The following is a 1,355-nucleotide window of genomic DNA, read 5'->3' on the forward strand; positions in this document are numbered from 1 at the left end:
GCCGCCGCTCCCGGCTCGCGGACCGGTCGGAGGCAGTCTTTGTGCCTTCCGGAGCGCGCGTGAACTGATTAACCGCTGGCGGCGGAGGTGGCGCTGGCCGAGGCGTCCCGGGGGGCGTTACGCCGGCAGTTGTTGCAGAACCAGTGCCAGGCATCCGACCCAGCAGAGGGGCTTTATCGTCCCCCAATGGCCTGTTCGTCGTCAGCGCGCTTGCAAAAGATCGTCCACTGGCTTTTGCGGCGTCGGCATCAGCCTTCTCCTTCTCAAGCGTTGCGCTGTCGAGCTTGTCTGAGTGATTGTTTCCGCCAGCTGGCGGCGCAAGATTTGGGGTTTGCAATGCCGCCGACTTCGGTTTTGGCGCCGAGCCGTGACTCATCATGTACCATCCGCCCGCGGCAAAAACGAGAAGGCCTGCGGCCGCGAAGGCCGGGCGACGAGACGCCTTGAAACTGGTGGCAAGGCCGCTTGCAGGTGCGGCCGGTTCTGGATGAGCTTCGCTCACGGGCCGTCCTCCGATAGTGTCGCAGAGACGATCCGGGCGCCTGAAGACAGGAGCACCTTTGTTGTCTCGGGGATTTCATAAATTCCGATGCCGTACTCGGTCGCATGAGCGCTTGGGGCGGGAGAAATCGGCGTGTAATCCGTGCGAAGGTACATCTTGTCGCCCAGCTTCCAGGCCCTGATCCGATCCGGGCTGACACCGGAAACAAGCAGGGGAACGGCATCGGCGGGTGGCGCACCATCGAGCATGTCGTCAAGGTTACGATCGCCCGTAGCTGGCGCGTCGGGCTCAGAATTGGGCGTGTCCTTCGCGTTTGGACCGCGTGCGGCAACGCGCACCGTCAGGTCCGCGTCATAGGCGCCCGTTCCACTGATGATCATGAAGGAGATCGGCTTTGGCGCGCCCTTGAGATTGACCAGAACACCGCCATGAGCATAACGCGAGACGGGGGTCAGCTGAAGGACGTTCGAGCCGGCTTCCGGAACACACGCATTGATCCCCACACTGCGCACGGCGGAGTTCTGTCCCTGACCATGGGCGTCGCACCCGCCGCTTTTGTTGGTGGCGATATCCCAGGCAATCGGCCAGGACTGACCCGTCTCATCCAGAAACGTGATGGCTGCGGGATAATCCTGCGCAATCCTGATGATATTGGTCTGAGCACCCGGGGCGAGGGAGATCCGCACAGACCGCGACACAGGGGTGGCCAGACGGTGAGGATCTTCTGCGGCGTCCAGGTTCTTCTGGCCCTGATCGACCCGGTCATAGAAGTGTTGCATCGCACTGGGAGGCGGCGGCAAGCCTTCATAAATGGGATCGACCCGGGGCGCGCCGTTGCTGTCCCGCGTGGTCT

General features: G+C 62.9%; 2 protein-coding genes. Both read right to left on the bottom strand.

Going from position 1 to position 1,355, the window contains the following annotated elements; all coding sequences use genetic code 11:
* Positions 1 to 502 (bottom strand): hypothetical protein (locus R5H23_RS16690; protein WP_317216113.1); only part of this gene is annotated, 502 nt, incomplete at its 3' end.
* Positions 499 to 1,355: DotH/IcmK family type IV secretion protein (locus tag R5H23_RS16695; protein ID WP_317216114.1), on the bottom strand; the 857-nt coding region annotated here is incomplete at its 5' end. The genes R5H23_RS16695 and R5H23_RS16690, both read right to left, overlap by 4 nt.

Origin of the sequence: Gluconobacter sp. GP1, from assembly GCF_032913585.1 — a bacterium.
Lineage (GTDB): Bacteria > Pseudomonadota > Alphaproteobacteria > Acetobacterales > Acetobacteraceae > Gluconobacter > Gluconobacter cerinus.